The following is a 24,958-nucleotide window of genomic DNA, read 5'->3' as shown; positions in this document are numbered from 1 at the left end:
CCCGCAAGGGGGGAGGGGCTTTTTACCCCCGCATCTGCCGCAGCACCTCGCCGACCCGGTCGCCGAGGCCGGTGACGCGGCTGGTCAGGCCCTGCGCCAGGGAGCCCAGCTGGTCCAGCGTCTCGGTGGCGCCGGCCACGGCGCGCTCGGCGTCGGCGATGCTGCGGCCGGCCCGGGCGGCGTCGTCGCGTGAGCGGCCGAGGTCGTTCGACACCGCGGCGGTCAGGCCGGTCTGCTCGCCGATGGCCGAGGCGACGGTGTCGTTGATGCCCTGGATCGACTGGATGGTACCGTGGATGCGCGACAGCGCGTCGTCCACCGCCGCCGTCTCGCGCTGCAGGTTGGCGACCTGCTCGGCGATCTGCTTGGTGGCGTCGGCGGTCTGCCGCGACAGCGCCTTCACCTCGTTGGCCACCACGGCGAAGCCCTTGCCCGCTTCGCCCGCCCGGGCGGCTTCGATGGTGGCGTTCAGCGCCAGCAGGTTGGTCTGGCTGGCGATGGCGTTGATCAGCTTGACCACGCTGGCGATCTGCTCGGCGGCGGCGCGCAGCGAGGTCATCACCGTGGTCGCGCGCTCGGAATCGGTGGTGGCGGCGGCGCCGATCTCGCGGGCCTTGGCGGTGTCCTGGGCGATGCGGCCGGCGGTGGCGGTCAGCCGCTCGACGCTGGCGGCGATGCTGCCGACCGAAGTCTCCAGCGCCCGGGCCGCGGAACCCGCCTCGGCCGACTGGCGGCGCACCTCGGCGTTGGCGGTGCGCACGCCGCCGACCGACTGGTCGAGGCGCCGGGCGACGTCCGCCGCCTCGCCGACCACGCCGCCGACGTCGCGTTCCAGCCGGCTGGACAACTCGTGCAGCAGCTGGGCGCGCTGCGACTCGGCCACCTCGGCACGGATCATCGAGGCCGCCCACTGCCGGGCGATGCGGGCGTAGCGCTTGGCCTGCTCGACCGGGGCGGCGACGCCCAGGCTGGCGACGCGCTGCCCGTCGAGGTCGAGCGCGCAGTTGAAGCCCTCGCGCATGGTGCCGCCGGAGCGCGCCGCCTCGTCCTTGCTGACCGCGCGCTCGTCGATGCGCCGCGCCATGATCTCCGCGGCCGTGGCGTGCGTCTGGCCGACGCGCTCGCGGGCGGAGGAGGCGAAGATCGTCCCGCCCGGCCCCATGAAGGAGACGGTCACCTCCAGTTCACGGGCGATGTGGTCGCAGATGTCCTGGGCGATCTTCGCGCTGAGTTCCACGGCGTTGCTCCCTATGCGTATCGTGGCGATACTTTAGTCGGTGCCCGTTAACGGCGTGTTGCCGGTTGTACGCAAAGGAGCGGTGATGGGAAAGGTGCGCGTGCTGGTGCTGCCGGGCCTTGGAGGCTCGGGGCCGGACCACTGGCAGAGTCGGTTCGTGCGGGAGAACCCCGGCTTCCGGCGGGTCGAGCAGGCGGACTGGGACCGGCCCGACCGCGACGCCTGGATCGCCACGCTGGAAGCCGCCGTGACCGCGGGGCCGGAACCGGCGGTGCTGGTGGCGCACAGCATGGCCTGCGCGCTGGTGGCGCACTGGGCGCGCGAGGGTTCGGCCGGCCGGGTCGCCGCCGCCATGCTGGTGGCGCCCTCCGACGTGGAGTCGGAGACACGGGTGCCGCCGGAGGTGCGCGTCTTCGCGCCGATGCCCGCCGACCCGCTGCCGTTCCCGGCGGTGGTGCTGGCCGGCCGCAACGACCCCTATTGCGCCATCGAGCGCGCCTGCGGCTTCGCGGCGCTGTGGGGGGCGGACTTCATCGACGCCGGCGACGTCGGCCACATCAACGTCGCCTCCGGGCACGGCCCCTGGCCGGAGGGCGAGCGGCTGCTGAAGGACCTGATCAGGCAGGCGGAGGGGTGACTCCCCTCTCCCCTTGCCGGAGAGGGGCTTCGACGCTCACCCCGCGTTTCGTCTTCCCTGCGCCAGCAGCTGCCCGACCAGCGCCCGCAGCGCGCCCGGCCGCACCGGCTTGTAGAGCACCGGACAGCCGGCGGCCTCGGCGGCGGCGCGCACGGCCGGGCTGCGGTCGGCGGTGACCAGCGCCGCCGGCACCGGCACGCCGAGGTCGGCGCGCAGCGCTTCCAGCGACTCCAGGCCGGTGATGCCGCGGCCGAGGTGGTAGTCGGACAGGATCAGGTCCGGCACGCGGCCGTCCAGCGCGGCGCGCGCCTGCTCGGCCGTGGCGCCGGTGACCACCCGGCACGACCAGCCGGACAGCAGGTGCTCGGTCGCCTGGGCGATGGCCGGCTCGTTCTCCAGGCACAGCACCAGGGCGCCCTGCATGTCGCGCCCGCGGGGGCGGGGGGCCAAGGTGCGGACCACCGCCGGCTCGGCGCTCAAGGGCACCTGTACGGCGAACACGCTGCCCTTGCCGACCACCGAGCGCACGGTGACCCGGTGGCCGAGGATGGCCGACAGCCGCTCGACGATGGCGAGTCCGAGGCCCAGCCCGCGCCCGCGGTCGTCGGTGCCGTGGTCGATCTGGCGGAACTCGACGAAGATCTCCTCCAGCTTGTCCTCGGGGATGCCGGGGCCGGTGTCCCACACCTCGATGGACAGCATGTCGCCCCGGCGCCGGCAGCCGAGCAGCACCTTGCCCCGCGCCGTGTAGCGCACCGCGTTGGACAGGAAGTTCAGCAGGATGCGGCGCAGCAGCGTCGGGTCGCTGCGCACCACGGCGCCGCCGGCCACGGCGCGGAAGGTCAGGCCGTGCTGGCGCGCCATCACCGCGAACTCCTCGCCCAGCGGCTTCAGCAGCTCGTCGATGCGCAGCGCCACCGGGTTGGGCGTCACCACGCCGCTGTCGAGCTTCGACACGTCCAGCAGGTCGCCCAGGATGTGCTCCACCGACCGCAGCGACGCGTCCACCTGCGCCACCGCCGGGTCGGCGCTGCGCTCGCCCAGCGCCGAGAGGAACAGCCGCGCCGCGTGCAGCGGCTGCAGCAGGTCGTGGCTGGCGGCGGCGAGGAAGCGCGTCTTGGAGCGGTTGGCGCGCTCGGCCTCCGCCTTGGCGTCCGAGAGGGCGGCGGTGCGCTCGGCGATGCGGCGCTCCAGGCTCTCGTTGGCCTCCTTCAGCGCGGCGGCGGCGCGGTGGCGCTCGGTGACGTCGGTGTAGACGGCGACGAAGCCGCCGTCCGGCATCGGGTTGGTGGCGATCTCCAGCACCGTGCCGTCCGGGCGTTCGCGGGTGTAGACGTCCGGCTTGCCGTGCCGGCGCGGGTCGGAGCGGCGGGCGAGCAGCGTCTCGATCTCGCCGTTGCGGCCGTACTCGCCGCGCTGGGCGATGTAGGCGACGATCTCCTTCAGCCCGGTGCCGACCTGCACGCTGCCCTCCGGCAGGTCGAGCAGTTCGAGGAAGCGGCGGTTCCACAGCGTCACCCGGAACTCGCCGTCGAAGGCGCAGATGCCCTGGCCGACGTTCTCCACCGTGGTGCGCAGCAGCTCGTGCTGCTTGAGGATGGCGCGCGAGGCCTCGTCGATGATCGAGCGCGCGTCGGTGCGCGACAGCCGCCGGTCGGACAGCAGGCCGGCCACCACCACGCGGGCGGAGGCGGAGCCGATGGCGCCGGCCAGCAGCCGCTCGGTCATCTGGATCGCCTCGCCGTCGCTGCGCGACAGCAGGGCGGTGGAGTCCTGGTGGCGCGTCGCCAGCAGCGCGTGGAACGCTGCGTCCGCCTTGGGCGCGCCGACGTAGCGCACCGCGAGGTCGTGCAGGTCGGCCAGCGTGGCGCGCTTGGGGACCGGCGCCTCCTCTTCGGGGGCGCGTTGCAGCGAGACGAAGCGCGCCGCCTGCCGCGCCTCCAGCGCCGACTGGTGGGTGAGCAGCGACAGCACCACGAACAGCACGATGTTCGGGCCAAGGCTCCACAGCGCCGCGTGCGACAGCGGCGCCAGCCCGTCCAGCGCGGTCAGCGCCGCCGGGCTCAGCACCTCCAGGCCGAAGGGGACGGCGCGCAGCGCCTCCGGCGCGATCCAGCCGGCGGCGGCGAAGGAGGGCAGCAGCATGGTGTAGGCCCAGCCGAGGAAGCCGACGCAGATCCCCGCCACCGCGCCGGTGCGGTTGGCGCGCGTCCACAGCAGGCCGCCGAGCAGCGCCGGCCCGAACTGCGCCACCGCGGTGAAGGACAGCATGCCGATGGCCGACAGCGGGAAGGCCGAACCGATCAGCCGGTAGACGCCGTAGGCCAGCACCAGGATGGCGATCACCGCGGCGCGCCGCACCGCCAGCAGCACCGGCACCGGGTCGGCCCGCCAGCGCTTCTGGCCGACGCGCAGGCTCATCAGCAGCGGCAGCACCACGTCGTTGCAGATCATGGTGCTGAGCGCCACCATCTCCACCAGGATCATGCTGGTGGCCGCCGACAGGCCACCGATGAAGGCGGCCAGCGCCAGTGCCGGCCAGCCCTCGTGCAGCGGCACCGAGACCAGCAGGCTGTCGGCGTTGACGCCGCCCGCCGGGAACAGCGTCACCCCGGCCAGCGCCACCGGCACCACGAACAGGTTGATGGCGACGAGGTACAGCGGCAGCAGCCGCGCCGCCCGGCGCACGTCGCCGGGGTGGGTGTTCTCCACCACCGCCACGTGGAACTGCCGCGGCAGGCAGAGGATGGCCAGCCCGGACAGCGCGCAGGCCACCCACCAGTCGGCCTCGGCGAAGGGCTCCAGGCTGAGCAGCTGCCCGGCGACCGGGCTGTCGGCGGCTTCCAGCAGCCCGGCGAGGTCGCCGAACACCGCCAGCGTGACGCCCAGCCCGACCGCCATGGCGGTGGCCAGCTTGACCACGGATTCGGTGGCGATGGCCATCATCAGGCCGCGGTGGTGCTCGTTGGCGTGGATGCTGCGCACGCCGAACAGCACGGCGAAGGCGGCCATCAGCAGCGCCACCAGCAGAGTCGTGCCGCCGGGCAGCGCGCGCAGCTCGACGCCCAGCGCCTTGCCGGCCAGCACGTCGAAGCTGATGGTGATGGCCTTGAGCTGCAGCGCGATGTAGGGCAGCAGGCCGATCACCGCGGTGACGGTGACCAGCGCCGCCAGCCCCTGGCTCTTGCCGTAGCGGGCGGCCAGGAAGTCGGAGATGGAGACGACGTTCTCCGCCTTGGCGATGCGCACGATGCGCGCCAGCAGCGGCCAGCCCAGGCCGATCAGCAGGATCGGGCCGACGTAGATCGGCAGGAAGTCGAAGCCGTCCGTCGCCGCCCGGCCGATGGCGCCGTAGAAGGTCCAGGACGTGCAGTAGACGCCGAGGCTCAGCGAATAGAGCCACGGGTTGCTGCCGCCGCCGGCGCTGTCGGCGGTGCGGTCGCCGTACCACGCGATGGCGAACAGCGACGCCAGGTAGGTCAGCGACAGGATGAGGACGATCGAGTGGTCCATGGGGGGAGTATAGATCAAAAAACAAAATCCCTCCCCCAGCCCCGCTGGGGGAGGTTAGGAGGGGGCAGCGGCCTTTTGGGAAAGCCGTCGCCCCCACCCTGACCCTCCCCCAGCGGGGCTGGGGGAGGGGAAAGATCAATCGTTGGCGTAGATGTCCACGTCCTTGGTCTCGCGGACGAACAGCAGGCCGATGACCAGCGTCGCCGCGGCGATGATGATCGGGTACCAGAGGCCCGAGTAGATGTCGCCGGTGGCCGCCACGATGGCGAAGGAGGTCGTCGGCAGGAAGCCGCCGAACCAGCCGTTGCCGATGTGGTAGGGCAGCGACATCGAGGTGTAGCGGATGCGCGTCGGGAACAGCTCGACCAGCATCGCGGCGATCGGCGCGTACACCATGGTCACGTAGATGACCAGGACGGTCAGCAGGACGATCGTCATGAAGGCGTTGGTCTGCGCCGGGTCGGCCTTCGGCGGGTAGCCGGCGGTCTTCAGCGCGTCGGCGACGCCCTTCTCGAAGGTGGCGCCCGCGGCCGGGGCGGGAGCGGCGGCGGCCGGAGCCGGGCCGTGGCCGACCGACACCGACGCCGGGGCGGCCGGCGCCGCCGAGGCGTTGTAGGACGGGATGACCGTGCTGCCGACCTTGATCTGCGCGACGGTGCCGGTCGGGGCGGTCTCGTTGGAGTACGGGATGCCGCGGCGGACCAGCGCGCTCTTGGCGATGTCGCACGAGCTGGTGAACTTCGAGGTGCCGACCGGGTTGAACTGGAACGAGCACTCGTTCGGATCGGCGGTGACGACCACCGGCGAGGTGGCGATGGCCTGCTCCAGCGCCGGGTTGGCGTAGTGGGTGATCGCCTTGAAGATCGGGAAGTAGGTGACGATGGCGAGCAGCAGGCCGGCCATGATGATCGGCTTGCGGCCGATGCGGTCGGACAGCGAGCCGAAGATCACGAAGAACGGCGTGCCCAGCAGGAGCGCCGCGGCGATCATCAGGTTGGCCGGCTGCGCGTCGACCTTCAGCGTCTGCGTCAGGAAGAACAGCGCGTAGAACTGCCCCGTGTACCACACCACCGCCTGGCCGGCGACGAGGCCGAACAGCGCCAGCAGCACGACCTTCAGGTTCTTCCACTGGCCGAAGGATTCGGTGAGCGGCGCCTTGGAGGTCTTGCCCTCCTCCTTCATGCGCTTGAAGGCCGGCGACTCGCTCAGCTTCATGCGGATCCACACCGACACGCCGAGCAGCACGATCGACAGCAGGAACGGGATGCGCCAGCCCCAGTCGTCGAAGGCCTCCGGCGACATGGAGACGCGGCAGCCCAGGATCACCAGCAGCGACAGGAACAGGCCCAGCGTCGCCGTGGTCTGGATCCACGAGGTGTAGGCGCCGCGGCGGCCGTGCGGAGCGTGCTCGGCCACGTAGGTGGCGGCACCGCCGTACTCGCCGCCCAGCGCCAGGCCCTGCAGCAGGCGCAGGCCGATCAGGATGACCGGGGCGGCGATGCCGATGGAGGCGTAGCCGGGCAGGATGCCGACGATGAAGGTCGAGGCGCCCATGATCAGGATGGTGACCAGGAAGGTGTACTTGCGCCCGATCAGGTCGCCCAGGCGCCCGAACACCAGCGCGCCGAACGGGCGCACCGCGAAGCCGGCGGCGAACGCCATCAGCGCGAAGATGAACGCCGCGGTCGGGTTCACGCCCGAGAAGAACTGCTTGCTGATCACCGCCGCGAGCGAGCCGTACAGGTAGAAGTCGTACCACTCGAACACGGTGCCGAGCGAGGAAGCGAAGATCACCTTCTTCTCCTCGGCGGCCATCGGCCGCGTGGTGTCGGCCGTGGTTGCTGCGTAGGCCATTGCGTTGTCACTCCCTCACCGTTTGGTCGGGAACGCCGGTCCTTGTCCGCACGACATTGGCCGTGCGGCGGACGGTATTGTAAGCGTACGTTCCATCTCCCAAACCATTTGCAGCAAAGGCCGGTGGAATCATCCTGGACCATGGTCGGGGGTGGTGGCGGGGTTGGCTCGGGCGATACTGCGCCGGCCAGGGCAACTGAAGGGGAATGTCGTCCGGACCATGCGCATCGCGTTGCTCGCCGATCTCCACGCCAACCGGGAGGCCGTGGAGGCCTGCCTGGCGCACGCCGCGCAGGCGGGGGCGCAGCGTTGCGTGTTCCTGGGCGACCTCGTGGGCTACGGGGCGGACCCCGGCTGGGTGGTGGATGCGGTGATGGAACGGGTCGGGCGCGGCGACGCCGCGGTGTTCGGCAACCACGACGAGGCGGCGCTGCTCGGTCCCTCCGAGCGGATGAGCGGCGATGCCCGCGCGTCGGCCGAGTGGACCGCCGCGCAGCTGACCGGGCCGCAGCGCGCCTTCCTCGCCGGCCTGCCGCTGAGCGTCGAGGACGGCCCCTGCCTGTACGTGCACGCCAACGCCTGGGATCCCGGGCGCTGGGCCTACGTCCGCGGCACGGCGGAGGCGCGGCGCAGCCTGGAGGCGACGGAGCGGCGCATCACGCTGTGCGGCCACGTCCACCAGCCGGCGCTGTACCAGCAGGCGCCCGGCGGCCCGGCGATCCGCTTCGAGCCGACATCAGGCGCGCCGGTGCCGCTGGGCGGGCGGCGGCGCTGGCTGGCGATCCCCGGCTCGGTCGGGCAGCCGCGCGACGGCAACCCGGCGGCCTGCTGTGCCGTGCTCGACGCCGCCGCCGGCGTGCTCACCTTCCACCGCGTGCCGTACGACCACGAGACGGCGGCGGACAAGGTGCGCCGCGCCGGCCTGCCGCCGCGGCTGGCGGCGCGCCTGCGCGAGGGAGGGTGACGCTGTGGCCCCGCTCGTCCTCACCCCCGGCTCCGTCGTCGACGGCTACCGCCTGGAGGAGCGCCTGCACCAGGGCAGCATGGCGGCGCTGTGGCGGGTGACGCGCGTGGATGCCGGACAAGCCCCTCTCCCCTTGAGGGAGAGGGGTGGGGGAGAGGGGTGCGCCGGCGACAGCCGGCCCGAAACTCTTCCGCCGCCTCCGGCGGCTACGACCCCTCATCCCAACCCTTCTCCCTCAAGGGGAGAAGGGCTTCAGAGCGAAGTGCCCGAGCCGCTGGTGATGAAGGTGCCGCTGCTGCGCTACGGCGACGACCCGACAGCGATCCTCGGCTTCGAGGTGGAGCAGATGCTGCTGCCGCTGCTCGACGGGCCGCACGTGCCGCGCTACGTCGGCTCGGGCGACTTCGAGACGCAGCCCTACATCGTCATGGAGCGGCTGCCCGGCGAGCCGCTGTCCGCCGTGCTGGCCGAGGCGCCGCTGCCGGCCGGGCGCGCCGCCGACCTGGGCGCGCGGGTCGCGGCGGCGCTGCACGACCTGCACCGCCAGCACCTCGTCCACTTCGACGTCAAGCCGTCCAACGTCATGTTCCGCCCGTCCGGCGAGGCGGTGCTGATCGACTTCGGCCTGTCGCGCCTGGACGGCCGGCCCGATCTGATCGCCGAGGAGATGCACGCCCCCGCCGGCACCGGCGCCTACATCGCGCCGGAGCAGGTGATGCGCGTGCGCGACGACCCGCGCAGCGACCTGTTCGCGCTGGGCGCCGTGCTGTATGAGCTGGTGACCGGCCGCATGCCCTTCGGCAGCCCGCAGACGGTGCGCGGCCTGCGCCGCCGCCTGTACCGCGCGCCGGTGCCGCCGCGCGCGCTGAACCCGGACTGCCCGCCCTGGCTGCAGGAGATCGTGCTGGGCTGCCTGGAGGTCGATCCGGCGGCGCGCTGGCAGTCGGCGGCGCAGGTGGCGTTCCTGCTGAAGAACCCCGACCAGGTGACGCTGACAGCGCGCGCCGAGCGGACGCGGCGGGACAGCGCCGTCTCGGTGGCGCGCGGCTGGCTGCGCTGGCTGGCACGCACGCCGGCGGTCCGCCCCTCGGTGTCGGAGCGGCTGTCGCGCGCGCCGATCATCGCGGTGGCGGTCGACCTGTCGGAGGGCGAATCGGACCTCAGCGAGGCGCAGCGGCGCACCGCCGGCATGCTGCTGGGCTGCGCGCCGGGGGCGCGGCTGGCCTGCCTGATGGTGCAGCGGGTGCCGCGAATCGGCATGGACATCAACGTCGACAAGGAGGGCAACAACCGGCACGTCGGCGCGCTGGTGCGCCTCAAGCACTGGGCCCGGCCACTGAACGTGGCGCCGGAGCGAATCACCTACCATGTGCTGGAGGCGCCGGACGCCGCGGCGGCGATTCTGGATTACGTGCGCGGCAACCACGTCGACCATCTGGTGGTGGGGGCGCGCGGGCATTCGGCGCTGCGGCGCTATCTCGGCAGCGTGTCGTCGCCCCTGGTGGCGCAGGCGCCCTGCACGGTGACCGTGGTGCGCCCGGCTGAACGGCCCGGCGCTGCGGCGGAGGAGGGCGGGCCGGGCACGGAATAGCCGCTTCCCCTCCCAAGCAAGCGCCGGACAAAAAAAGAAAGCGGCGGGCCGCGAAGCCCGCCGCTCAGGCTGGTATGCGCTCTCTAGAACATTCGAGGCCCTCCTAGCAGGCCACGAAGCGGCGCGCTTGGCAATCGGAGAAACGGACTATCTGCAACGCCAGCGGTGCAACCGTGACCGGCGCCGCTCTCCGCTGTTGGAAGGAGGAACCGGATTCAAGCGGGAGTTCCGTCCATGAACGCCTTCGGTTTCGCCGTGCTTTTCGTGCTGGCGCTGGCCATCGGCACCGGCGTCGTGCTGGAAACCGGGTTCAGCCGCAGCGCCGACGACGCCTTCGCCCGCCAGAGCGCGCGGGTGGGCGAGGGCGGCTCGGTCGAGGCGCGGCACTTCTCCGGCCGGTAGCCGCTACTCCGCGGGGTGCGGCCGGACGGCGGGGGGCGGGTCGACTCGGCCCTTTCCGACCTGCTCGTCGTACCAGCGGCGGTGATGGTCCCTGGCCCAGTTCTCGTCCACGTGGCCGGTGCCCATGGCGTCGAAGGCGCCCTCCATGCCGACCGAGCCGATGTAGATGTGCGCCAGGATGATGGCGATCATCAGCGCCGCCAGGGCGCCGTGGACGACGTGGATGATCTGCATGCCGCCGATGCCGGTCAGCGCGAACGGCGCCAGCAGCAGGAATCCCGTCGCCGCCAGCGCCCCGCCGCCCAGCACCACCGCCCAGAAGATGCCCTTCTGCCCGGCGTTGAAGCGCCCGCACTCCGGATGCTCGCCCGACTTGGAGAACAGGCCGCCCATGGTCTTCAGCCAGACGAGGTCGGCCTTTTCCGGGATGTTGTCGCGCACCCACAGCACGATCATCAGCAGGATGCCGAACACGAACGGCACGCTGAGGAAGTTGTGGATCGCCTTGCCCGACTGGGCGAGCGTGGTGAACGCCGGATGCCCGATCAGCGGGATCAGCAGCGGCCGGCCGAAGGTCACCACCAGCCCGGTCAGCGCCAGCAGCAGGAAGCTCGTCGCCGTGGTCCAGTGCGCGAATCGGTCGAGCGCGGCGAAGCGCGGCACGGTGCGCCCGGCGCGCCCCTCCCCGATCCGGATGGTGCCGCGCACGAGGTAGAACAGCAGCAGCAGCCCCGCCATGCCGAGGATGGCGATGGCGGCGCCCCAGCGCAGGATCACCGTGCGGAACCCGCGCCATTCCCGCCCCTCCGGCTGCACCAGCACAGCGAGCTTGGAGTCGGGGATCGAGACGATGCCGACCTCCTTGTCCTGGTGCGGCGCGTACAGCTCCACCTGATCCTTGGAGGTCGGCGAGGTCGGGCCGGGGGCTTGGTAGAGCTGCGCCTGCACGGCGGGGGCCGCCAGCAGCAGCGCTGCGAGGAGCAGGAAGGGACGGAGGTGCCGCATGGTATCGTCTCCTCGCTTCGTTCCTTTTCCGTCATCCCCGCCTTCGCGGGGATGACGGGTTTGGGGGCGCTCTGGTCGGCTATAACCCATTATCAATCAACACATTGTGCCTATACGCCATTAACTGCCGCCGGTACCAACCCGCCCCGGCGCCAGGGCGTCGCCGCGGTTGCGGCTGGCGTAGGCGGTGGCCCAGCCGTGCGCGCCGGAGCCGTAGCCGCGGCGCACCACGCGTTCCTTGTAGATGTCGGCCAGCACGTCGCCGTCGCCGGCCATCAGCGCGCGGGTCGAGCACATCTCGGCGCACAGCGGCAGCTTGCCCTCGGCCAGGCGGTTGCGGCCGTACTTCTGGAACTCCTCGGGGCTGCCGTCGGCCTCCGGGCCGCCGGCGCAGAAGGTGCATTTGTCCATCTTGCCGCGCCCGCCGAAGTTGGTGGTCTGCGGGAACTGCGGCGCACCGAACGGGCAGGCGTAGAAGCAGTAGCCACAGCCGATGCACAGGTCCTTGTTGTGCAGCACCACGCCCTCCGCCGTCTGGTAGAAGCAGTCGACCGGGCACACCGCCGCGCAGGGCGGGTCGGTGCAGTGCATGCAGGCCATGGAGATCGAGCGCTCGCCCGGCTCGCCGTCGCGGATCGTGACGACGCGGCGGCGGTTGATGCCCCAGGGCACCTCGTGCTCGTTCTTGCAGGCGGTGACGCAGGCGTTGCACTCGATGCAGCGTTCGGCGTCGCAGAGGAACTTCATGCGTGCCATGGCTTGGGTCCTCCCGTCACGCCGGCTCCACGCGGCACAGCGTGACCTTGGCTTCCTGCATGAACGTCACCGGGTCGTAGCCGTAGGTCGTCACCGTGTTGGCCGACTCGCCCAGCACGATGGGGTCGGTGCCCGGCGGGTAGGCGGCGCGCCGGCTTTCGCCCTGCCAGTAGCCGGAGAAGTGGAAGGGCATGAACACCGTGCCCGGCCCCACCCGGTTGGTGACCAGGGCGCGCACCTTGACCTTGGCGTTGTTCTCCGGTCCGTACACCCAGACCCAGGCGTCGTTCCTGATGCCCAGGCGTTCGGCGTCCTTGCTGTTGATCTCGGCGAACATCGACTGCTGCAACTCGGCCAGCCAGCGGTTGGAGCGCGTCTCCTCGCCGCCGCCCTCGTACTCGACCAGCCGGCCGGAGGTGAGGACGAACGGGAACTTGCCGGCCACGTCCTTGTCGACGGCGCCGGCCTGCACCGACTTGGCGAGCTGCGGCAGGCGGAAGTCGCGGCGGTCGTTGATCGCCGGGTACTGGGAGACGAGGTCCTTGCGCGGGGTGTAGATCGGCTCGCGGTGCACCGGCACCGGGTCGGGCAGGTTCCAGGCCGCGGCGCGCGCCTTGGCGTTGCCGTGCGGCGAGCACCCGTGCTTGAGCGCCACGCGGATGATGCCCATGGACAGGTCGGTCTGCCAGCTCACCTCGTCGATCTTGTCGCCGCCGATGGCCTGGATGACGCGCATCTCCTCCGCCGTCAGGTCCTTGTCCCAGCCGAGCTTCCTCAGCACGGCCATGGTGAACTCGGGGTACCCGTCCTGGATCTCCGAGCCCTTGGAGTAGGAGCCCTCGGCCAGCAGGCTGACGCCCTCCCGCTCGACGCCGAAGCGGGCGCGGAAGACGCCGCCGCCCTCCATGACGTGCTTGGAGGTGTCGTAGAGGATGGCCGAGCCCGGGTGCTTCAGCTCCGGATGGCCCCAGCACGGCCAGGGCAGGCCGTAGTACTCGCCCTTGCAGGGGCCGCTCTCGGCCCGCATGGTGATCTTGTCGAAGTCGGCCTGGTGCTTCATGTGCAGCTTGAGGCGCTCCGGCGACTGGCCGGTGTAGCCGGTGGAGAGGCAACTGCGGTTGATCTCGCGCAGGATGTCCTCCGGCACCGGGCGTGTGCCCTCCACCGTGATGTGCTTGAACATCTCGTCGGCGAAGCCGAGCTTCTTCGCCAGCAGGTAGATGATCGTGTAGTCGTCCTTGGATTCGAAGATCGGCTCGACGAGCTTCTCGCCCCACTGCATGGAGCGGTTGGAGCAGGTGCGCGAGCCGTCCGTCTCGAACTGCGTGCAGCCGGGCAGGATGTAGCTGCCGTTCTTCCGGCCGCTGATCGACGCGAAGGTGGTCGGGTGCGGATCGGCGATGACCAGCAGCTCCAGCTTCTCCAGGCCCTTCACCATCTCCGGCATGCGGGTCACGGTGTTGCCGCCGTGGCCGAAGCACAGCATGGCCTTGAGGGTGTCCGGCTGCTCGACGTCCTCCTTCTTGGCCAGCACCGCGTCGAACCAGCGGGTGGTCGGGATGCCCTTGGCCTCCATCAACGCCTTGGAGGCGAAGCGGCTCTTCATCCACTCGTAATCGACCTCCCAGACCCGGCAGAAGTGCTTCCACGCCCCTTCCGCCAGCCCGTAGTAGGAGGGCAGGGTGGAGACATCCAGGCCGAAGTCGGTGGCCCCCTGCACGTTGCAGTGGCCGCGGTAGATGTTGGCGCCGCCGCCCTCGATGCCGATGTTGCCGAGCGCCAGCTGCAGGATGGAGAAGGCGCGGACGTTGGCGGTGCCCACCGACTTCTGCGTCGCCCCCATGCACCAGATCAGCGTGGACGGCCTGTTCTTCGCCATCGCCTCGGCGACGCGCTTCAACTGCTCGCCGGGGACGCCGGAGACGCGCTCGACCTCCTGCGGGGTCCATTTCTTCACCTCGGCGCGGACCTGGTCCATGCCGTAGACGCGCTGGCGGATGTACTCCTTGTCTTCCCACCCCTGCTCGAAGACGTGCCAGAGGATGCCCCAGACCACCGGGATGTCGGTGCCGGGGCGGATGCGCACGTACTCGGTGGCGTGCGCGGCGGTGCGGGTGAAGCGCGGGTCGATGACGATGAAGGGGGCGCGGTTGCGTTCCTTGCCGCGCAGCATGTGCTGCATCGACACCGGGTGCGCCTCGGCCGGGTTGCCGCCGATGAGGACCAGGCACTTCGAATTCTGGATGTCGTTGTAGGAGTTGGTCATCGCCCCGTACCCCCACGTGTTCGCCACGCCGGCGACCGTGGTGGAGTGGCAGATGCGCGCCTGATGGTCGACGTTGTTGGTACCCCAGAACGCCGCCAGCTTGCGGAACAGGTACGAGCCCTCGTTGGAGAACTTGGCCGAGCCCAGCCAGAACACGCTGTCCGGCCCGGACGTCCGGCGGATCTCCAGGAGCTTGTTGCCGATCTCCTCGATGGCGACGTCCCAGGAGATGCGCTTCCATTCGCCGTCCACCAGCTTCAGCGGGTACTTCACCCGCCGCTCGCCGGTGGTCAGCTCGCGCACCGAGGCGCCCTTGGCGCAGTGCGTGCCCTGGCTGATCGGGCTCTCCCAGCCCGGCTCCTGGCCGGTCCACACGCCGTTCTGGATCTCGGCGATCACCGTGCAGCCGACCGAGCAGTGCGTGCAGATGTTCTTGCGCGTCACCGTCTCGGCCCCCGGGATCGGCCCGGCGGCCTCCGCCCTGCGGATCATCGCCGCCGGCAGCGCCGAGAGCGCCGCCATGCCGCCGGCCGCGAGGCCGGAGCCGTGCAGGAAGCCGCGCCGGCTCACCCCCTTGCCGGTCCCGGCGGTCAGGGAGCGCGCAAGGTGCCCGCGCGGGGCGGTGCCGGAGGAGCGCTTGGTCAGCATGGCGGGCCTCGCCTCACAGGCGGTTGAGGGCGTAGAAGCGCTTGATGTGGTCGGTCTCGGCGTAACGTTGCTTGACCTGCTCCTGCGGCGTCTCGGCGGCCTCGGCCGTCGGCGCCGCGGTGAGCGCCGCGGCGCCGGCGGCGCCGAAACCCAGGCCCTTCAGGAGGTCGCGCCGGTCGATGCCGGTGGGCTTGGTGGTCATGGGGAGGTCCTCGGTATCAGGGCGAAGGCATCGCGCTCGATGCCCAGAAACAGCCGGCCGACGGTGCCCACCGGCCGGTACAGGCGCGCCGCCGCGGCGTGCTCCAGGTCGGCGAAGAAGCCGCCGGCCCAGGGGGCGAGGTGGCGCTCGAAGAAGCGTTGTTGGGTGGACAGCGGCGCGCCCTCGGCCAGCGCCGCCATCACCTCGCACAGGAGGGCGACGTGATCCTCCGGCTCGGCGACGCCGGGCGTGCGCTCGAAGCCCAGCACGCGCAGGTCGCCGCGCACCGCGGCCAGTGGCCGGTCGTTGAGGCAGCCGGACAGGTAATAGGAACCGTAGGGCACCAGCTCGCCGCGCACGACGCCGATGAACAGCGCGTTGAACTCGCGCTCGGCGTCGTCGGCGCTGGTGGACCGGGCGGCGTCGGCCAGCGCGTCGAGCGCGCGGCCCAGCGGGGTGGCGTCGCCGGTCAGCCCGCTGAACGCCGTCAACAGGGCGCGCGACGGCGGCCGCGCCAGCACCTGGGCCAGCAACGTGTAGGCCTGCGCCCGCAGGCGGTCGGCATCGTCCACCATCGCCCGTTCGGCAAGCGCCGCCATGTCTGCGCCGTCTCCGTTCTCCCTAGGAGCGTCAACAGCGCTAAGCCTCTGATGTTTCGGTGTCCTTTTCGGGTGGCTCGCCGGCCGCGGCTTCCTCTTCCGGCATATCGCCGAAGACGGCGTTCAGCAGGTCGGCGACCTGGTCGGTGGCCCGCAGCGCGCCGTAGCCGGGCGCGTTGCAGTCCCAGTCGTACTCGGCGAAGCCGCGGAAGTCGGCGATCGCCGGGTCGCTGGCCCATGCCTTGCGCAGCGCCAGCCGCGCCATCTCGACCGGCACGTCGGGGGCGAGGAAGCGGGTGTAGTCGCTGTCGATCCCCAGACTGTCGATGGGCGGCAGGGGCGCGCGTTCGGGTTCCTCGGCGACGGGTTCGGGCACCGGGGGCCCGGGTGGCGCTTCGCCTTCGCGCTTCAGGCGCGACCAGCGGGACAGGAAGTCTTCTTCGTCAGCCATGCTCGCGCTCCGGACGGGGGCGGCGGGCCAGCGCCTCGAGGTCGGCGCGGTCGCGCGTGCGCTTGTGGAAGGGGCGGTCGACGTGGTGCCGCTCGACGAAGCCGCGCATCCAGGCGGCGAGGTCGGGCGGCAGCGGCAGCGCCTCGATCAGGTCGTCGCCGGCATCGGAATGCGCCTCGATCTCGCCGGGATCGACGGTGACGCCGAGCAGCCGCAGCCCCGGCTCCCCGCCGTCGCGGCGCAGGATGACGAAGGCCGTGGGCCGCGGGCCGTCGAGGTTGTGCCGGTAGTTGTCGGTGTCGCTGGCGAACAGCGTCACCTCCGCCGCCCCGGCGTAGCAGCGCGCCCAGCCCTCGCCGGACTCCAGCACCGTCCATGGCGCCGCGTCCGGCCGGCCGGGCAGCAGGGCGACGGCGCTCCAGCGCTCCGGCTGCCAGGGATTGCCGGTGCGCCGCCGCTCCACCACCACGCCAATGGTCCGCTGCTCGGTGCTGTCCATGACAGGAAAACAGCGGGGCGGGAAACTTGCTCCCCCCGTCTGCTGTTCAGGCGTGTGTTGGTCTTTCCCGAAGGAACCCGTCCATGCGCGCCATCCTGCCGTTCAGCGCGGCCTGCCTGCTCCTGGTATCCGTCGCCGCCGCCCAGGATGGGCAGAAGGAGAATTTGGCCAAGGACCCCGCCGTTCGCGAAAGCCAGGAGCCGCACCCCAATCCCCAGGGCATCCGCTCGCCAACCCATGAGACCAAGGGCAACACCCAGGCGGCCGAGCTGGTCGAGGCGCTGGCCGCGGTGCGCCGGGCGCCGCCGGACCTTCAGGGCACACCGGTGCCGCGCCCGAACCCGCTGGCCAGCGAGCCCGACGACCCGCAGGAACCGACGCGTTCGCAGAACCCGTCGGACCTCACCAGCCAGGAAACGAAATAGCGCCTATTCGGCGCGCACGGATCCCACGAACAGGATGCGCTCGAAGGTGCGGTTCAGCACCTTGGAGTGGAAGTTCTGCATCTCCGCGCCCTGGCCGTGGTGGACGGTCTGGCCCGGCTTCACCGCCGTGCGCGGCGCCGCCAGCCAGCGCTGTGCGTTGCCGTCCTTCAACAGGATGTAGGTGTAGGCGTTGGCGTCGAAGGTCTCCACCACCTTGCCCTTGTAGGGCATCGGCTCGCCCTGCGTCTGCGCCGGCACGCCGAGGATCTGGCCGGCGTCCTGCGGCGTCGGGTGGCCCGGCGGCGGCGCGGCGCGGGCGGCGGCCGGCAAGGCGCCCGAGACGAGGGTCGCGAACAGGGCGGCGAGGATACGGGTCATGGCGGTCTCCGCAGTCGAGAGGCGGACTGTAGGCGCCAACCGGCCGGCCCGCCATCATGCTTCCCATCATACTTCCGGGTGTGGCGCGGCTCACAGCGCCGCGGGCCGGGCCGGGCGCAGGCTGCGCGCTCCGCTACAACCGACGGAGACGCCCCGTGGTCGCGGTCCGCACCGCCTTGTTGCTCACCCTCCTGTTCGTTGCCGCCGCCGCACGCGCCGGGGAGCGGCTGGAATGGCCCGATGGACGCGCCTACAACGGGGCGCTGCGCCACGGCCGCCCCGACGGCGACGGCGTGCAGGTGTGGCCCGACGGCCGGCACTACCGCGGCGCGTGGCGCGACGGCGTGCCCGAGGGCTTCGGCACGCTGACCCTGCCGGACGGCCGGCGCTACGTCGGCCGCTTCGCGCGCGGCCGGCCCACCGGCGAGGGCGAGTTCTTGTCGCCCATGGGCACGCGCTACCGCGCGCGGGTCGAGCCGGACGGCAGCCTTGCGCCGGGCGCCATGCTGGGCACGGCCAAGCCCGCGCCCAAGCCCGCGCCCAAGTTCAAGCCTCCCGCCCAAGCCGACACCCTGGAGGCATGGCTGCGCGGCCCCTAATTTTACGTTGTGTCGTGAATCGTCCGCACACGTTACGCCTATGCTCCGCAGTTGTAATAATCCGACGTCCATGTTGTCTTGGGCACCGTACTGTTTAGAATAGCGGTACGGTGCGGCTATTCTACAGTTGTATTGCCGGCATGTTTTTACGCCCCCTGTCTTCTCCTGAAGCTCTGCTGCGGTGCGTTTTGGCGGGGCTGCTGCTGGCCGGCGGCTACGGGGCCGCGTGGCTGGCGTTGTACGAGCTGGGGCAGTGGGGCGTGATGGCCGGCGGCTCCTGGCCGTGGTTCGTCCCGGCGGCGCTGCGGCTGGCGGCGTTCCTGGTGGCGCCGCTGCCGAGCCTGCCGTTGCTGATCGCGGTGGAGTTGCTGGTCGGCGCGCTGTGGGCGCATTGGTCGCTGGTCGCGCCCACGGCGGTCGTCGTGCTGCGCCACCTTGCCCTGCCGGCCGGCGCCGCGCTGGTCGCGCTGGCGTGGCGGGGCGGCACCGCGGGCCGGGCCGCAGGGATGCGCGGCGCGGTGTGGTTGCTGGCCGCCATGGTGCTGGCGCCGGCCGCCTCGGCGCTGTCCGGCACGCTGGCGGCGGCGGCCGAGGTGCCATCGGTGGGGTTCAGCACCGGCCTGTTCGGCGTCTATTTCGCCGAGGAGCTGGCCGCCGTGCTGAGCTTCACGCCGGCCCTGCTGGTGCTCGCCGGGCGGCTGCGGCCGCCCGAGGCCCCGGTCTCCGAGGCGCTGATGCACGCCAGCGGCGTTCTCGCCGCGTGCGTCGCCGTGCTGGTGGCGACCGAGCTGTGGGCGTTGTCGACGGAAGCGGCGGTCGCCGCATCGCTGCTGCCGGTGGCCTGGGCGGCGCTGCGCTTCGGCCTGCCCGGCGCGGCGCTGGCGGTGGCGGCGGCCAACAGCCTGCTGGTGGTGGCGGCGCAGGGCGGGCCGCCGGTGGACAGCGACGGCCTGATCCTGGTGGCGGGCTTCGGCCTGGGCTTCGGCGCCGTGGCGCGGCGGATCCGGCCGGGGGGCTGGCTGGCGGTGCTCCTGCTGCTGCTGGCGGCCGTGCCGGCGCGGGCCGAGGAGCGGCCGTGGCGGGTGGTGATGCTGGCCTTCGAGTCCGACGACTACGACAGCTTCCGCGCCTTCCGCCGCCGCCTGCTGGAGGACGGGCGGCCGGTCGAGTTCATCGCCCGCTCGCTGGGCGGCGACACCCGCCGCATGCCGGCGATGATCGAGGAGATCCGCGCGCTCAGGCCCGACCTCGTCTACACGCAGAACACCACCATGGTGACGGCGCTGGTCGGGCGCGGCGCCACGCCGGACCCGGCGCGCTACCTGACCGAGGTGCCGGTGGTGTTCAGCTTCGTCTCCGATCCCGTCGGCGCCGGCCTCGTCGCCGCCCCGGCCGGGCCGGCGGAGCCGCTGCGGTCGCGCCGCAACGTCACCGGCACCATCCACGTGCTCGACGAGGCGACGCTGCTGCGCAGCCTGCTCGCCTACCGCGCCAGCGTCCGGGTCGCCGTGCTGTACGACGGGGTGGAGCCGAGCAACCTGTGGCGGGTCGAGGATCTGAAGATCGCCGCCAAGGGGCTGCGCACCACGCTGGACTTCGTGCCCTTCCGCACCGACCGCGCCGCAGCGACGCCGGAGGGGCTGGCACGGCTGCTGGAGGAGGTGGCGGCGCGCCGGCCGGACATGCTCTACATCATCCCCAGCGCCGGGCTGGCGCCGCACATCCGCCCGCTGTTCCAGGCCGCTGCGCGGCTGCGCCTGCCGACCTTCTGCGCGCTGGAGACCTTCATCGACGCCGGCTGCATGGCCGGCGTCATGCCGCCCCTGGCCGAGCTGGGCCGGCAGACGGCGGAGATGGCGCTGGCCATCCTGCACGGCCAGGCCCGGCCGGGCGACATCCCGATCATGGTGCCGCAGCGCTTCAGCTTTTTCGTCAACCTGCCGGTGGCGCAGCGGCTGGGCGCCTTCCCGTCGATCCAGATTCTCACCTTCGCGCGTCTGGTTGATCGCCCGCCCGTCGATTCGCGTTAACGCCGAGGTAAGGCTGCACATGCTCGTCTGTGGGCGGGAGAACGATGCACAGCGACAGGACGCGATGATTCCGACAGCCCTGCCCGACGCCGAGACCTACCGGCACCGTTTCGCCGCGTTCTACGAGGAACTGGCGCTGGTCTATCCCGAGGTGTTCGTCGACGGCACGCGGCGCATCGGCTCGACCTTCCCGATCGCCGGGGCCGGCGGGCTGGACGCGCAGACCTTCTACATGAAGCCGATCCTGTCGCTGGTGTTCGACGACGAGGTGGTCGTCGACCTGATGGCGCTGGCCCGCGCCGTGCAGCGCCAGGGCGCCCTGCCCGACGCGCCGCGCCGCCGGCTGGAGCGGGTGCCGAACCTGCGGCGGCTGCTGATGACGGCGACCGAGGCGGCGATGACGCTGACCGTCCAGGTCGGCCGCTGGGAGAGCGGCACCGACCTGTTCGCCAACGTGCTGGTCAACACCGAGGCGATCCTGCAGATCAGCGGCCTCACCGCCGCGGTGTTCTCCGCCGAGGCGCTGGAGGCGGAGCCGGACGCCGGCCTGATGGACCAGGCGGCGATCGACGCGCTGTTCGCGTGAGAGGACGGGCGCCCCGCGGGGCGCCCGTTGGGGGTCAGATCCAGCGCTTGCGGCGCTTGAAGCTCTTGAGGTTCTTGAAGCTCTTGCGCTCCTCGTTGCCGCCGCCGAGGTAGAACTCCTTGACGTCCTCGTTGTTCTTCAGCTCGTCGGCGGTGCCGTCGAGCACCACCTTGCCGCTCTCCATGATGTAGCCGGTCGATGCCGCCTGCAGCGCCATGCGGGCGTTCTGCTCGACCAGCAGGATGGTGACGCCGAGGTCCTTGTTGATGCGCCGGATGATCGAGAAGACCTCCTTCACCATCAGCGGCGACAGGCCCATGGACGGCTCGTCCATCAGGATCAGCTTCGGCCGGGCCATCAGCGCGCGGCCGATGGCCAGCATCTGCTGCTCGCCGCCCGACAGGTAGCCGGCGAGGCCCGTGCGCTCCTTCAGGCGCGGGAAATAGTCGTAGACCATGTCCAGGTCCTGCTTCACCTGCCCGTCGCGGCGCGTGAAGGCGCCCAGGCGCAGGTTCTCCTGGCAGGTCATGTCGCCGATGATGCGGCGGCCCTCCATCACCTGGAAGATGCCGCGGCGGACGATCTGGTCGGGGTCGATGCCATTGATGCGCTCGCCGTCGAAGACGATGTCGCCGCGCGTCACCTCGCCGTCCTCGGTCTTGAGGAGGCCGGAGATGGCCTTCAGCGTGGTCGATTTGCCGGCGCCGTTGGCGCCCAGCAGCGCGACGATCTCACCCTGCGGGACCTCCAGGCTGAGGCCGCGGAGCACCAGGATGACGTCGTTGTAGACGACTTCGATGTTGTTGACGGAGAGCAGCAGCGGCTTGGCCGGCGCCGGAGCGGCAGCCGCCGCGGGGAGTTCGGCCTGGGCGATGGTCATGCGGCACCTGGATCGGGTTGCGTTCCCTTTAGCCCCTCTCCCTTGACGGGAGAGGGGTTGGGGAGAGGGTGGCAAAGCCGAACTTTCCCCCTCTCCCCAAACCCCTCCCCCGCGAGGGGGGAGGGGCTTTATGGACTTACCAGCCCAGCCACTCGAGCTTGCGCGGGACGTCCACGGTGGCGATCTTCTCCAGCTTGACGGCGCCGGACTTGACCAGCTCCTCGACCGAGGCGCCGGTGTCGCCCTTCACGTTGGCGCGGTACAGGTTGACCTGCGTCGTGCCGCGGTGGTCGGCGTCGGTCCAGCTGGACGGCACGCAGACGCTGTCGAGGCCGGCCGGCACCCAGTCCTTCTTCTGGTACATGCCCTTGCGGATGTTCGGGCCGGTCACGCCGCCGTTCTTCGCCGCCCAGTCCATCGCCTCCTTCATGTAGAAGGCCGAGCAGACGCCGGCGACGTAGTGCACCGGGCGGTACGCCGTGCCGGCCGCGTCGGAGACCTTGGAGATCTCCTTGACCGTCTTCATGCCCGGCGTGTCGCCGCCCCAGATGGACGCGGTGCGCACCGGGAACACCACGCCGTTGGCGGCTGAGCCCGCGGCCTTGGCGGCGTTCTCGTCCATGCCCCAGACGTTGCCGAGGAACTGCACCTGCGCGCCGACCGTCTGGCAGGCCTTCAGCACCGAGATGTTCGAGCCCGCGGTGTTGCCGAGGTAGGCGTAGTTGGCGCCGCTCTGCTTCAGCGTCAGGCACTGCGCGGTGTAGTCGCCCGGGGTGAGGGCGAACTGCACCGCCGGCAGCACGTCGAAGCCCAGTTCCTTGGCCAGCTCCTCGCCGGCCGCCTTCGGCGCGTTCGGGTAGGGGTGGTTGGCGCCCATGTGGACGTACTTCGGCTTGCCCGCGCCGCCCTTGGCCTTCCAGTCGTCCGCCGCCCACAGCAGCATGGCGCGCAGCGCGTCGGAGTAGGACGGGCCGTAGAAGAAGTTGTACGGCGACGGCTTGGAGCCGTGCGTGCCCTTGCCCGTCGGGTCGGTCAGGTGGCCCGAGTAGGAGCCGGAGTAGTAGGGGATCTCGTCCTTGGTCACGAAGCCGGTCAGCGCCTCGGTGTCGGCGGTGCCCCAGCCCTGGATGGCGGCCACCTTGCCGGCGCCGGCCGACCAGCTCTTGTACTGGCTGATGGCGCGCGGCGCCTGATAGCCGTAGTCCACGGTCTCGACCGCCATCGCCGTGCCGCCGACGCCGCCCTGCTTGTTCAGGTAGGCCAGCGCATCCGCCACGCCCTGGCCGAACGGAACGCCGACGTCCGACGTGGCGCCGGATTGGTCGGCGAGATGGCCGACCGGGATCTTCTGCTGCGCCATGGCCGTGCCGGACACGGCCAGCAGGGCCACGGTGGCGAGAAGAGTCGTCTTCATCATGTGCGCTTTCCCCCTGTTATGCTTTGCGTCGATTGGTCAGTGCGAGAAAGGATAGAGCTTCCAGTAGGCCTTGATCTGCTTCCAGCGGTGGGCCAGCCCGTCCGGCTCGAACACCAGGAAGAGGATGATGACGATGCCGATCGCCATCTCGCGCAGGAAGGCGACGGCCTCGCGCAGGTTGAGCGCCTGGTCGATGGCGGTGCCGGACAGCGCGGTGGTCAGGTACTGCATCAGCTCCGGCAGCAGCACCATGAAGGCGGTGCCCATCAGCGAGCCCATGATCGAGCCTAGGCCGCCAATGATGATCATGCCGAGGAACTGGATCGAGAAGAGGATGGTGAAGCCCTCCACCGACACGAACTGCAGGTAGTGGGCGTACAAGGCGCCGCCCATGCCCGCGTAGAAGGCCGACAGGCCGAAGGCCATCGTCCGGTACTTGGTCAGGTTGATGCCCATGATCTCGGCCGACAGGTAGTGGTCGCGCACCGCCACCAGCGCCCGCCCGTCGCGCGAGCGCATCAGGTTGGTGGCCAGGATGTACATCACCACCATGTAGACCAGCACCACGTAGAAGTAGCTGTGGTCGGTGTCGAAGGCGAAGCCGAACAGTTCCAGCGGCATCGCGATGGTGCCGGCCACGCCGCCGGTGAACCAGTCGGCGCGGGCGAAGAAGTCCTGCAGGATGTACTGCGCCGCCAGCGTGGCGATGGCGAGGTACAGGCCCTTGAGCCGCGCCGCCGGCACGCCGAACACCATGCCGACCGCGGTGGTCATCAGCGCCGCCAGCGGGATGCACGCCCACACCGGGATGCCCCAGCGGTTGTTGAGCCAGGCGGACGCGAAGGCGCCGAAGCCGAAGAAGGCCGAATGGCCGATGGAGATCTGCCCGGTGAAGCCGACCAGGATGTTCAGCCCCAGCGCCGCGATGCCCAGGTAGCCGATCTGGATCAGCTGGTTCAGCCAGAAGCGGTCGAGGAACGCCGGGGCGGCCAGCAGCAGCACGACGCCGAGGATGGCGAAGTTGCGGCTGGTGACGGTCGGGAAGATGGTGGTGTCGGAGCCGTAGGACGTCTTGAAGTCGCCGCACGGGATGAGGGTGGTGGTCGCCATGATCTCGGCCGCTCCTTACACGCGCTCGATGTCTTTGGTGCCGAACAGGCCGTAGGGCTTGACCATGAGGATCGCGATCAGGACGTAGAAGGGCGCGATCTCGTACATGTTGCCCCAGTTGAGCCACTGGCTGTCCACGTAGTGGGCGAGGTTCTCCAAGAGGCCGACGATGAGGCCGCCCAGGACCGCGCCGATGACGCTGTCCAGCCCGCCGAGGATGACCGCCGGGAACACCTTGATGCCGAAGAAGGACAGGGCGGAGGACACGCCGTTCACCACGCCGACGGTGACGCCCGCCACCGCCGAGACCATGGCGGAGATCGCCCAGCTCATGGCGAACATCTGGCGCACCGAGATGCCGAGCGACTGCGCGACCTGCTGGTCCCAGGCGGTCGCCCGCATGGCGAGGCCCATGCGCGAGTATTTGAAGAACCAGCCGAAGCCGGCCATGATCAGCAGCGAGATCACCAGGCTGACCACGTAGACGGTCTGCACCTCCAGCCCGAAGACGTTCATGGTCGGGCTGGCGAAGATCGGCGGGAACGGCTTGGCGAACACGCCGAACATCCACTTCATCAGCGCCTGGAAGACGATCGACAGGCCGATGGTCACCATGATGACGGAGATGATCGGCTCGCCGATCATCGGCCGCAGCACGACGACCTGCAGGATCACGCCGAAGACCAGCATGAACACCAGCGTGATCGGGAAACCGATCCAGAACGGCAGCTGCCACGAGGTCAGCAGCCACCAGCAGGTCCAGGCGCCGATCAGCAGGAACTCGCCCTGCGCGAAGTTGACGATGCGGCTGGCCTTGTAGATCAGCACGAACGACATGGCGACGACGCCGTACAAGGCACCGACGATCAGGCCGTTGATGAGCAGTTGGAGCAGAAGCTGCATTGTTGT

General features: G+C 70.9%; 23 protein-coding genes. 8 read left to right on the top strand and 15 right to left on the bottom strand.

The annotated features are described in order from the left end of the window. Positions 1-22 precede the first annotated feature (22 nt). Positions 23-1,237, bottom strand: a complete 1,215-nt coding sequence (locus tag TSO221_RS28910; protein ID WP_109121966.1) for a methyl-accepting chemotaxis protein — start codon at positions 1,235-1,237, stop codon at positions 23-25. An 85-nt stretch (positions 1,238-1,322) separates the two neighbouring features. Between TSO221_RS28910 and TSO221_RS28905 the strand changes: the two genes are divergently transcribed. Continuing rightward, positions 1,323-1,874: an alpha/beta hydrolase gene (locus TSO221_RS28905; RefSeq protein WP_109121965.1), complete on the top strand. Its 552-nt coding sequence runs from the start codon at positions 1,323-1,325 to the stop codon at positions 1,872-1,874. 36 nt (positions 1,875-1,910) lie between these two features. Here the strand turns inward: TSO221_RS28905 and TSO221_RS28900 are convergent, their stop codons facing one another. Beyond that, a complete protein-coding gene (locus TSO221_RS28900; RefSeq protein WP_109121964.1) occupies positions 1,911-5,387 on the bottom strand; it encodes a NahK/ErcS family hybrid sensor histidine kinase/response regulator in 3,477 nt (1,158 codons plus the stop codon). A gap of 135 nt (positions 5,388-5,522) precedes the next feature. After that, a complete protein-coding gene (locus tag TSO221_RS28895) occupies positions 5,523-7,241 on the bottom strand; it encodes an MFS transporter (protein ID WP_109121963.1) in 1,719 nt (572 codons plus the stop codon). 220 nt (positions 7,242-7,461) lie between these two features. Here TSO221_RS28895 and TSO221_RS28890 point away from each other — a divergent pair, with 220 nt between their 5' ends. The 3 genes from TSO221_RS28890 to TSO221_RS36125 all read left to right on the top strand — a co-directional run bounded on the left by TSO221_RS28890 (position 7,462) and on the right by TSO221_RS36125 (position 10,198). Continuing rightward, positions 7,462-8,205 (top strand): metallophosphoesterase family protein, encoded by a 744-nt coding sequence (locus TSO221_RS28890; protein ID WP_109121962.1) that lies wholly within the window; start codon positions 7,462-7,464, stop codon positions 8,203-8,205. 262 nt (positions 8,206-8,467) lie between these two features. After that, on the top strand, positions 8,468-9,796 hold the full coding sequence (locus TSO221_RS28885; protein WP_199229671.1) for a bifunctional serine/threonine-protein kinase/universal stress protein: 1,329 nt from the start codon (positions 8,468-8,470) through the stop codon (positions 9,794-9,796). Between the two features lie 234 nt (positions 9,797-10,030). Then, positions 10,031-10,198 (top strand): hypothetical protein, encoded by a 168-nt coding sequence (locus TSO221_RS36125; RefSeq protein ID WP_199229670.1) that lies wholly within the window; start codon positions 10,031-10,033, stop codon positions 10,196-10,198. 3 nt (positions 10,199-10,201) lie between these two features. Here TSO221_RS36125 and TSO221_RS28880 read toward each other — a convergent pair whose 3' ends face one another. The 7 genes from TSO221_RS28880 to TSO221_RS28850 all read right to left on the bottom strand — a co-directional run bounded on the left by TSO221_RS28880 (position 10,202) and on the right by TSO221_RS28850 (position 16,624). Continuing rightward, a complete protein-coding gene (locus tag TSO221_RS28880) occupies positions 10,202-11,203 on the bottom strand; it encodes a formate dehydrogenase subunit gamma (protein WP_109121961.1) in 1,002 nt (333 codons plus the stop codon). A 120-nt stretch (positions 11,204-11,323) separates the two neighbouring features. Then, the gene (gene fdh3B, locus TSO221_RS28875) at positions 11,324-11,959 is read right to left on the bottom strand and encodes a formate dehydrogenase FDH3 subunit beta (protein ID WP_109121960.1); all 636 of its coding nucleotides are present in this window, start codon (positions 11,957-11,959) and stop codon (positions 11,324-11,326) included. 16 nt (positions 11,960-11,975) lie between these two features. Further along, positions 11,976-14,873, bottom strand: coding sequence for a formate dehydrogenase subunit alpha (locus TSO221_RS28870; protein ID WP_109121959.1), 2,898 nt, complete (start codon positions 14,871-14,873; stop codon positions 11,976-11,978). A gap of 13 nt (positions 14,874-14,886) precedes the next feature. Continuing rightward, positions 14,887-15,075 (bottom strand): twin-arginine translocation signal domain-containing protein, encoded by a 189-nt coding sequence (locus tag TSO221_RS28865; protein ID WP_109121958.1) that lies wholly within the window; start codon positions 15,073-15,075, stop codon positions 14,887-14,889. Next, entirely contained in the window at positions 15,072-15,674 is a 603-nt protein-coding gene (locus TSO221_RS28860) for a molecular chaperone TorD family protein (protein WP_109121957.1), read from the bottom strand. The genes TSO221_RS28865 and TSO221_RS28860 overlap by 4 nt, the downstream gene beginning before the upstream one ends. A gap of 40 nt (positions 15,675-15,714) precedes the next feature. Continuing rightward, positions 15,715-16,125, bottom strand: coding sequence for a DUF3306 domain-containing protein (locus tag TSO221_RS28855; protein ID WP_109121956.1), 411 nt, complete (start codon positions 16,123-16,125; stop codon positions 15,715-15,717). Beyond that, positions 16,118-16,624, bottom strand: coding sequence for a DUF3305 domain-containing protein (locus tag TSO221_RS28850; protein WP_109121955.1), 507 nt, complete (start codon positions 16,622-16,624; stop codon positions 16,118-16,120). The genes TSO221_RS28855 and TSO221_RS28850 overlap by 8 nt, the downstream gene beginning before the upstream one ends. 83 nt (positions 16,625-16,707) lie before the next feature. Here TSO221_RS28850 and TSO221_RS28845 point away from each other — a divergent pair, with 83 nt between their 5' ends. Beyond that, positions 16,708-17,049, top strand: coding sequence for a hypothetical protein (locus tag TSO221_RS28845; RefSeq protein ID WP_109121954.1), 342 nt, complete (start codon positions 16,708-16,710; stop codon positions 17,047-17,049). A gap of 3 nt (positions 17,050-17,052) precedes the next feature. Here the strand turns inward: TSO221_RS28845 and TSO221_RS28840 are convergent, their stop codons facing one another. After that, a complete protein-coding gene (locus tag TSO221_RS28840; RefSeq protein WP_109121953.1) occupies positions 17,053-17,427 on the bottom strand; it encodes a hypothetical protein in 375 nt (124 codons plus the stop codon). Between the two features lie 155 nt (positions 17,428-17,582). On the opposite strand from TSO221_RS28840, the gene TSO221_RS28835 reads away from it, so the two are divergent. The 3 genes from TSO221_RS28835 to TSO221_RS28825 all read left to right on the top strand — a co-directional run bounded on the left by TSO221_RS28835 (position 17,583) and on the right by TSO221_RS28825 (position 20,642). Beyond that, on the top strand, positions 17,583-18,026 hold the full coding sequence (locus TSO221_RS28835) for a hypothetical protein (protein WP_158284239.1): 444 nt from the start codon (positions 17,583-17,585) through the stop codon (positions 18,024-18,026). Between the two features lie 188 nt (positions 18,027-18,214). After that, the gene (locus TSO221_RS28830; RefSeq protein ID WP_109121951.1) at positions 18,215-20,056 is read left to right on the top strand and encodes an ABC transporter substrate binding protein; all 1,842 of its coding nucleotides are present in this window, start codon (positions 18,215-18,217) and stop codon (positions 20,054-20,056) included. A 64-nt stretch (positions 20,057-20,120) separates the two neighbouring features. Next, a complete protein-coding gene (locus tag TSO221_RS28825; RefSeq protein ID WP_109121950.1) occupies positions 20,121-20,642 on the top strand; it encodes a hypothetical protein in 522 nt (173 codons plus the stop codon). Between the two features lie 34 nt (positions 20,643-20,676). Here the strand turns inward: TSO221_RS28825 and TSO221_RS28820 are convergent, their stop codons facing one another. The 4 genes from TSO221_RS28820 to TSO221_RS28805 form a co-directional block, all read right to left on the bottom strand. Further along, positions 20,677-21,522 carry an ABC transporter ATP-binding protein gene (locus tag TSO221_RS28820; RefSeq protein ID WP_109121949.1) on the bottom strand — a complete coding sequence of 282 codons (846 nt, stop codon included), beginning with the start codon at positions 21,520-21,522 and terminating at the stop codon, positions 20,677-20,679. A 136-nt stretch (positions 21,523-21,658) separates the two neighbouring features. Continuing rightward, entirely contained in the window at positions 21,659-22,936 is a 1,278-nt protein-coding gene (locus tag TSO221_RS28815) for an ABC transporter substrate-binding protein (protein WP_199229672.1), read from the bottom strand. A gap of 39 nt (positions 22,937-22,975) precedes the next feature. After that, entirely contained in the window at positions 22,976-24,049 is a 1,074-nt protein-coding gene (locus tag TSO221_RS28810; protein WP_109121947.1) for a branched-chain amino acid ABC transporter permease, read from the bottom strand. A 15-nt stretch (positions 24,050-24,064) separates the two neighbouring features. After that, positions 24,065-24,952, bottom strand: a complete 888-nt coding sequence (locus TSO221_RS28805) for a branched-chain amino acid ABC transporter permease (protein WP_109121946.1) — start codon at positions 24,950-24,952, stop codon at positions 24,065-24,067. Between the last annotated feature and the right edge of the window lie 6 nt (positions 24,953-24,958).

It is taken from the genome of Azospirillum sp. TSO22-1, from assembly GCF_003116015.1.
GTDB lineage: Bacteria > Pseudomonadota > Alphaproteobacteria > Azospirillales > Azospirillaceae > Azospirillum.
This window is presented reverse-complemented; position numbering and strand designations above follow the sequence as displayed.

Coding starts and splice junctions, on each gene's coding strand:
- TSO221_RS28870 (WP_109121959.1), bottom strand. CDS start 14,873: ATGCTGACCAAGCGCTCCTCCGGCACCGCCCCGCGCGGGCACCTTGCG.
- TSO221_RS28810 (WP_109121947.1), bottom strand. CDS start 24,049: ATGGCGACCACCACCCTCATCCCGTGCGGCGACTTCAAGACGTCCTAC.
- TSO221_RS28820 (WP_109121949.1), bottom strand. CDS start 21,522: ATGACCATCGCCCAGGCCGAACTCCCCGCGGCGGCTGCCGCTCCGGCG.
- TSO221_RS28890 (WP_109121962.1), top strand. CDS start 7,462: ATGCGCATCGCGTTGCTCGCCGATCTCCACGCCAACCGGGAGGCCGTG.
- TSO221_RS28850 (WP_109121955.1), bottom strand. CDS start 16,624: ATGGACAGCACCGAGCAGCGGACCATTGGCGTGGTGGTGGAGCGGCGG.
- TSO221_RS28905 (WP_109121965.1), top strand. CDS start 1,323: ATGGGAAAGGTGCGCGTGCTGGTGCTGCCGGGCCTTGGAGGCTCGGGG.
- TSO221_RS28855 (WP_109121956.1), bottom strand. CDS start 16,125: ATGGCTGACGAAGAAGACTTCCTGTCCCGCTGGTCGCGCCTGAAGCGC.
- TSO221_RS28865 (WP_109121958.1), bottom strand. CDS start 15,075: ATGACCACCAAGCCCACCGGCATCGACCGGCGCGACCTCCTGAAGGGC.
- TSO221_RS36125 (WP_199229670.1), top strand. CDS start 10,031: ATGAACGCCTTCGGTTTCGCCGTGCTTTTCGTGCTGGCGCTGGCCATC.
- fdh3B (WP_109121960.1), bottom strand. CDS start 11,959: ATGGCACGCATGAAGTTCCTCTGCGACGCCGAACGCTGCATCGAGTGC.
- TSO221_RS28805 (WP_109121946.1), bottom strand. CDS start 24,952: ATGCAGCTTCTGCTCCAACTGCTCATCAACGGCCTGATCGTCGGTGCC.
- TSO221_RS28825 (WP_109121950.1), top strand. CDS start 20,121: ATGATTCCGACAGCCCTGCCCGACGCCGAGACCTACCGGCACCGTTTC.
- TSO221_RS28895 (WP_109121963.1), bottom strand. CDS start 7,241: ATGGCCTACGCAGCAACCACGGCCGACACCACGCGGCCGATGGCCGCC.
- TSO221_RS28815 (WP_199229672.1), bottom strand. CDS start 22,936: ATGAAGACGACTCTTCTCGCCACCGTGGCCCTGCTGGCCGTGTCCGGC.
- TSO221_RS28840 (WP_109121953.1), bottom strand. CDS start 17,427: ATGACCCGTATCCTCGCCGCCCTGTTCGCGACCCTCGTCTCGGGCGCC.
- TSO221_RS28900 (WP_109121964.1), bottom strand. CDS start 5,387: ATGGACCACTCGATCGTCCTCATCCTGTCGCTGACCTACCTGGCGTCG.
- TSO221_RS28860 (WP_109121957.1), bottom strand. CDS start 15,674: ATGGCGGCGCTTGCCGAACGGGCGATGGTGGACGATGCCGACCGCCTG.
- TSO221_RS28845 (WP_109121954.1), top strand. CDS start 16,708: ATGCGCGCCATCCTGCCGTTCAGCGCGGCCTGCCTGCTCCTGGTATCC.
- TSO221_RS28880 (WP_109121961.1), bottom strand. CDS start 11,203: ATGCGGCACCTCCGTCCCTTCCTGCTCCTCGCAGCGCTGCTGCTGGCG.